Here is a 6,401-nt window from a genome sequence, read left to right as displayed (position 1 = left end):
CCTCGGGGCCGCTCGAAGGCCGTACGGCGCAAGGGACTCGGAAGGGACGGGCTGGGCCCGGGCGGGTGCTCCGGGCTCAGTTGCCGAAGGCCATCATGAGCTTCTCCTTCGAGTCGTCGTCGCCGGACAGCCGGCCCGAGGAGATGAAGAACCGCCCGCCGGTCCAGTCGACGACCCCGTCGTAGAAGGTGTCCTCGACGTCGGCGGCGCCCTGCGGGTTCTGCAGCAGCCTGGTCGTCTTGTGGGAGGAGCCGGTGACCGGGACCGACACCACCTGGCCGCCCGTGTCGTACGACGGCTGCACGTACGCGATGAGCTTGCCGCCCTCGATCTTCACCGGCGCCATCGGCTCGTCCGCCGGGGACTCGACCCGCCACTTCTCCTTGCCGTCGGCGAGGCTGATCGCGACGATCTGGTTGGCGCTGACGGTGGAGTCGGTGGGCAGGTAGAGCATGTTCGCGTCGGCCACGACACCCTGGCAGCCCTGGAGTTCACGTTCCAGGACGGCCCAGCCGCAGCGGGGGGCGAACTTCTCGTCCACCTTGACCTCCGAGCGGAACTTGCCGTCCTTGGTGAAGGTGGAGATGTTCCAGGCCTTCTTGTCCCGGTTGGTCAGGTAGACCACNNCCTTGCCGGTGGCCGGGTCGAGCTCCTGGATCTCCTCGTGCTCCTTGCCGGTGCCGGCACCGCAGGAGGCCACCTGGATCAGCCGGTTCGTGCCGCCCGCGAAGGCGGCCGGGAAACAGGCCGCGCCGTACTTCTTCTTGTCGTACAGCTTCTTGCCGGTGCCCAGGTCGTACGCCGTGCCCGACTGCGAACGGCCCACCATCAACGTCTTGCCGCTCACCGTCAGTTCGACGCTGAGCGCGCTGTCGAACAGCCCGCCGTCGGCGACCTCGGCGGTCCAGCCCTTCTCGCCGGTGCGCAGGTCCAGCTGCTGGAGCTGGTTGCACTTGGCGCGGTCGCCGCCGCCGTTCAGGTACGCCACGACGATCTTGTCGTCGGCCGACTTCTGCGGGGTGACCGCGCAGATCTTCTGCGGGAAGGCGACCGGCCCCCAGGCGGTGCCGCCGTCACCCGCGTGGAAGGCGAAGACCTGCTTGTACGCCGCCTTCACCGCCGTGTCGCCGGTGATCCACATGCCGGGCGCGTCGGCGCCGGAGGCCGGGGCGTCCGGCGCCGGCTTGTACCAGAGCACCTTCGCCTCGCCCGGCTGCCGGCCCTTGTTGAGGTTCTCCGGGTCCTCGCCACCGCCACCGGACGTGGTCGGCGAGGAGGTGGGGGAGTTCTTCGGGTCGTCGCTCTGCTGGGCCACCGGCTTCTTCTTGCCGCCGCCCTCGTCGTCGCCGCCGGTCACCGCGACCACCGTGCCGCCGATGACCAGCAGCGCGGCCACCGCGCCCCCGACCATCAGCGCCGTCTTCTTCTTCGAGCCCTGCGGACCCGGGGCGGGCCCCCCGGGCGCGGCGCCGGGCATGCCCGGGTACGGCGGCTGCTGCGGGTGGCCGTAGCCGGGCTGCGGGGTGCCGTAGGGGCCCGGCTGCTGCGGAGGGCCGTAGGGCCCCGGAGCGGCGCCGTACGGTCCCGGCTGCTGGGGCTGCTGCGGGTAGCCGTAGCCCGGCTGGGGCTGCTGCGGAGGGCCCGCGGGCGGCTGCGGCGCGCCGAAACCGCCCTGCGCGGGCGGGGTCTGCGCCGGCGAGCCCTGGGCCGGCGGGGTCTGGGGAGCGGCGCCGAAACCGCCCTGCGCCGGTGGCGTCTGCGGGGCCGGGCCGAAACCTCCGCCCTGCGGCGGCTGGTCCTGCGGCGCTCCGAACCCGCCCTGCGGCGGCTGGTTGGGCGGCTGAGTCATCAGCGCTCTTCCCCCTCGTTCACTGATTTTTAGCCACGCCCCGAGGGCCGTGACGGACCCAAGGTCGTTTTCAGACAGTTCTCAGACGGCTCTTTCTATCACCCGGGGCAGACGGCACACGGGGCCGCGCCCTCCCCTGTTCCCAAGGGAGGACCGGCCCGTGATGCCGTCGTTATGAGCCTTCACGCCCCCTTCACGCGGCGCACGCGCCCCCTCCGTGCGCGGGGTGGACGGTCAGGCGTCCTCCGCCAGTTCCAGCCAGCGCAGCTCCAGTTCCTCCCGCTCCCCGGCGAGGTCCCGCAACTGGGCGTCCAGTTCGGCCACCTTCGCGAAGTCGGTGGCGTTCTCGGCGATCCGGGCGTGCAGCGTGGACTCCTTCTCGGAGATCTTGTCCAACTGGCGCTCGATCTTCTGGAGTTCCTTCTTGGCGGCACGCTGGTCGGCGGCGCTCTTCTCCGCCGCGGCCGGCCTGGGTGCCGCGGCGGCGGCCTGTGCGGCGACCGCCTCCTCCATCCGCTGCCGCCGCTCCAGGTACTCGTCGATGCCGCGCGGCAGCATCCGCAGCGTGCCGTCGCCGAGCAGGGCGAACACCCGGTCCGTCGTCCGCTCCACGAAGAACCGGTCGTGGGAGATGACGATCATCGAGCCGGGCCAGCCGTCGAGGACGTCCTCCAGCTGGGTGAGGGTCTCGATGTCGAGGTCGTTGGTGGGCTCGTCCAGGAAGAGGACGTTGGGCTCGTCCATGAGCAGCCGCAGCAGCTGGAGCCGCCGCCGCTCACCGCCGGACAGGTCCCCGACCGGCGTCCACTGCTTCTCCTTGCCGAAGCCGAACGTCTCGCACAGCTGCCCGGCCGTCATCTCGCGCCCCTTGCCGAGGTCGACGCGCTCCCGGACCCGCTGCACGGCTTCCAGCACCCGCCAGGTGGGGTCGAGCTCGGCGACCTCCTGGGAGAGGTAGGCGAGCCTGACGGTCTTCCCGACGGCGATGCGGCCACCGGCGGGCTGCTCCTCGCCCTCGGTCCGGGCCGCGGCGGCCATGGCCCGCAGCAGCGACGTCTTGCCGGCGCCGTTGACCCCGACCAGACCGATCCGGTCGCCCGGGCCGAGCTGCCAGGTGACGTGCTTGAGCAGCACCTTCGGCCCGGCCTGCACGGTGACGTCCTCCAGGTCGAAGACCGTCTTGCCGAGCCGCGAGGAGGCGAACTTCATCAGCTCGCTGCTGTCCCGGGGCGGCGGCACGTCCGCGATCAGCTCGTTGGCGGCCTCCACCCGGAAGCGCGGCTTCGACGTGCGCGCGGGCGCCCCGCGCCGCAGCCAGGCCAGCTCCTTGCGGATCAGGTTCTGCCGCTTGGCCTCCTCGGTGGCGGCGATCCGCTCCCGCTCGGCCCGCGCGAAGACGTAGTCGGAGTAGCCGCCCTCGTACTCGTACACGTCGCCGCGCTGCACGTCCCACATGCGGGTGCACACCTGGTCCAGGAACCACCGGTCGTGCGTCACGCACACCAGCGCCGAGCGCCGGTTGCGCAGGTGCTCGGCCAGCCAGGCGATGCCCTCGACGTCGAGGTGGTTGGTGGGCTCGTCCAGGACGATCAGATCCTGCTCCTCGATGAGCAGCTTGGCCAGCGCGATACGGCGCCGCTCGCCGCCGGAGAGCGGACCGATGACGGTGTCCAGGCCCTTCGGGAAGCCCGGCAGGTCCAGCCCGCCGAACAGCCCGGTCAGCACGTCCCTGACCTTGGCGTTCCCGGCCCACTCGTGGTCGGCCATGTCACCGATGACCTCGTGGCGGACGGTGGCGGCGGGGTCGAGGGAGTCGTGCTGCGTGAGCACGCCGAGCCGCAGCCCGCCGGAGTGCGTGACCCGGCCGGTGTCGGCCTCCTCCAGCTTGGCGAGCATCCGGATGAGGGTGGTCTTGCCGTCGCCGTTGCGTCCGACGACCCCGATCCGGTCCCCTTCCGACACGCCGAGCGAGACGCCGTCCAGCAGGGCACGGGTGCCGTACACCTTGCTGACGTTCTCGACATTGACCAGGTTGACGGCCATTTCACTCCTGTGCGCGGGGCTGTACTCGATATGCGGCTCCGCCGCGTGGGTCAGCCTTCTAGCGTAGGGCTTCGGGGGTGAGGGGCGGGGCGCGAGGGGGTTGTCACTCTTTGTAATGACGTGATCGTGAAACGGCCGCTACCGTGGAGGGCAGGCAGCAGGATCCCGTGCATGGGAGGAACCATGACCGCCGAGTCCGTAAAGCACCGAGTCCAGTGGCCGGTGCCGCCGCAGGACGGCTACACCGTGGACGACCTGTTCACGCTGCCGGATCTCCCGCGTCACACCGAGCTGATCGACGGGAGCCTTGTCTTCGTGAGTCCGCAGCGCTACTTCCGCTACGCCATGATCCATCTGCTGGCGCACGGACTGCGCAGCACCCTGCCGCCCGACTTGAAGGTCGTGTGTGAGATGACGGTGGTACTGGATCGACGCAACGGTCCGGAACCGGACATCTCCGTGATCCGTGCCGAAGCCCTCACCGACCGGCGTCAGACCCACTTCAAGGCAGCCGACGTGCTGCTCGCCGTGGAGGTGGTCTCGCCGGACTCCGAAGCTCGCGACCGTGACTACAAGCCGCACAAGTACGCAGCGGCGGGTATCCCCCATTACTGGCTCGTCGACATGGCGGGACAGGACGACCACCCAGTGGTCCAGGTGTACGAGCGCGGCGAGGCCACCGGCACGTACGCACTGACCGGCATCCACCACGACCACGTCAAGGTCAGTGTCCCCTACGACATCGACATCGACCTGGCCGCCATCGACCAGTACTGAGCCCCCTCAGAGAACCGTCGCCCCCGCCACCGGCCCCGCCGCCAGCCGTACGGCCCTGCACGTGCCCGACGCCCTCAGGGCCGCCGCCACCTTCTCCGCCGCCTCGGCGTCCCGTGCGAGAAAGGCCGTCGTAGGCCCGGACCCGGAGACCAGCGCGGCGAGCGCACCCGCCCCGCGCCCCGCCTCCAGCGTGTCCGCCAGCTCCGGGAACAGGGACAGCGCGGCGGGCTGGAGATCGTTGGAGACGGCGGCCGCCAGCGCGTCCGCGTCCCCCTTCGCCAGCGCCGCCAGCAGCTCCGCCGACGCCACCGGCTCCGGGATCTCCCGCCCCTGCGCCAGCCGGTCGAACTCGCGGAACACCGCCGGGGTGGAGAGCCCCCGCCCGGCCATCGCGAACACCCAGTGGAAGGTGCCGCCGGTCTCCAGGGCCGTCAGCTGCTCCCCGCGCCCCACTCCGAGCGCCGCCCCGCCCACCAGGCTGAACGGCACGTCGCTGCCCAGCTCGGCGCAGAGGGCGAGGAGTTCGGATCGCGAGGCACCCGTACCCCACAGCGTGTCGCAGGCGAGCAGCGCGCCCGCGCCGTCCGCGCTGCCGCCCGCCATGCCGCCGGCGACCGGGATGTCCTTGGCGATGTGGATGTGGACGTGCGGCTCGATGCCCCGGCGCCCGGCGAGGGCGATCGCCGCGCGGGCGGCGAGGTTGGTGCGGTCCAGCGGGACCTGGTCGGCGTCCGGGCCGGCGCAGGTGATCCGGAGTTCCTCCGCGGGCGTCACCGTCACCTCGTCGTACAGGCCGACGGCGAGGAAGACGTTGGCCAGGTCGTGGAAGCCGTCGGGGCGGGCGGCGCCCACCGCGAGCTGGACGTTGACCTTGGCCGGTACGCGTACGGTGACGCTCACTCGCCGCTCTCCTTGTGCTCCGCGATCCGCGCGAACTCCTCCACCGTCAGGGCCTCCCCGCGGGCCTGCGGCGAGACCCCGGCCGCGACCAGGGCCGCCTCGGCCGCCGCCGCGGACCCGGCCCAGCCGGCCAGCGCCGCCCGCAGGGTCTTGCGGCGCTGGGCGAAGGCCGCGTCGATCACCGCGAAGACCTCGTCCTTGCCGGCGGTGGTCTTGATCGGCTCGGCCCGCCGGACGAGCGAGACCAGCCCGCTGTCGACGTTCGGCGCGGGCCAGAAGACATTGCGCCCGATGGCCCCGGCCCGCTTCACGTCGGCGTACCAGTTGGCCTTCACGGACGGCACGCCGTACACCTTGTTGCCGGGCGCGGCGGCGAGCCGGTCGGCGACCTCGGACTGCACCATCACCAGGGTCCGCTCGATGCTCGGGAAGGTGTCGAGCATGTGCAGCAGCACGGGTACGGCGACGTTGTACGGCAGGTTCGCCACCAGCGCCGTCGGCGCGGGGCCGGGCAGCTCGGTGACGTGCATCGCGTCGGAGTGGACCAGCGCGAAGCGGTCGGCGCGCCCGGGCATGCGCGCGGTGATGGTCGCGGGGAGGGCGGCGGCGAGCACGTCGTCGATCTCGACGGCGGTGACCCGGTCGGCGACCTCCAGCAGCGCGAGGGTGAGCGAGCCGAGGCCGGGGCCGACCTCCACGACGACGTCGTCGGGGCGGACCTCGGCGGTCCGGACGATCCGGCGGACCGTGTTGGCGTCGATCACGAAGTTCTGGCCGCGCTGCTTGGTGGGGCGGACACCGAGCGCTGCCGCGAGTTCGCGGACGTCGGCCG

General features: G+C 71.9%; 5 protein-coding genes. 1 reads left to right on the top strand and 4 read right to left on the bottom strand.

The features are described 5' to 3' along the window. Positions 1-76: 76 nt before the first annotated feature. Together CCN44_RS12080 and CCN44_RS12075 are read right to left on the bottom strand one after the other, a co-directional pair. The gene (locus tag CCN44_RS12080; RefSeq protein ID WP_086697652.1) at positions 77-1,849 is read right to left on the bottom strand and encodes an outer membrane protein assembly factor BamB family protein; all 1,773 of its coding nucleotides are present in this window, start codon (positions 1,847-1,849) and stop codon (positions 77-79) included. A 234-nt stretch (positions 1,850-2,083) separates the two neighbouring features. Beyond that, the gene (locus CCN44_RS12075; RefSeq protein WP_059250956.1) at positions 2,084-3,892 is read right to left on the bottom strand and encodes an ABC-F family ATP-binding cassette domain-containing protein; all 1,809 of its coding nucleotides are present in this window, start codon (positions 3,890-3,892) and stop codon (positions 2,084-2,086) included. Between the two features lie 183 nt (positions 3,893-4,075). Here CCN44_RS12075 and CCN44_RS12070 point away from each other — a divergent pair, with 183 nt between their 5' ends. Continuing rightward, a complete protein-coding gene (locus tag CCN44_RS12070) occupies positions 4,076-4,669 on the top strand; it encodes a Uma2 family endonuclease (protein WP_059250954.1) in 594 nt (197 codons plus the stop codon). Between the two features lie 6 nt (positions 4,670-4,675). Here the strand turns inward: CCN44_RS12070 and CCN44_RS12065 are convergent, their stop codons facing one another. Further along, the gene (locus tag CCN44_RS12065) at positions 4,676-5,569 is read right to left on the bottom strand and encodes a 4-(cytidine 5'-diphospho)-2-C-methyl-D-erythritol kinase (RefSeq protein ID WP_059250952.1); all 894 of its coding nucleotides are present in this window, start codon (positions 5,567-5,569) and stop codon (positions 4,676-4,678) included. Further along, positions 5,566-6,401: 16S rRNA (adenine(1518)-N(6)/adenine(1519)-N(6))-dimethyltransferase RsmA (rsmA, locus tag CCN44_RS12060; RefSeq protein WP_086697651.1), on the bottom strand; the 836-nt coding region annotated here is incomplete at its 5' end. The genes rsmA and CCN44_RS12065, both read right to left, overlap by 4 nt.

The sequence above is a fragment of the Streptomyces tricolor genome, from assembly GCF_002155905.1.
GTDB lineage: Bacteria > Actinomycetota > Actinomycetes > Streptomycetales > Streptomycetaceae > Streptomyces > Streptomyces tricolor.
This window is presented reverse-complemented; position numbering and strand designations above follow the sequence as displayed.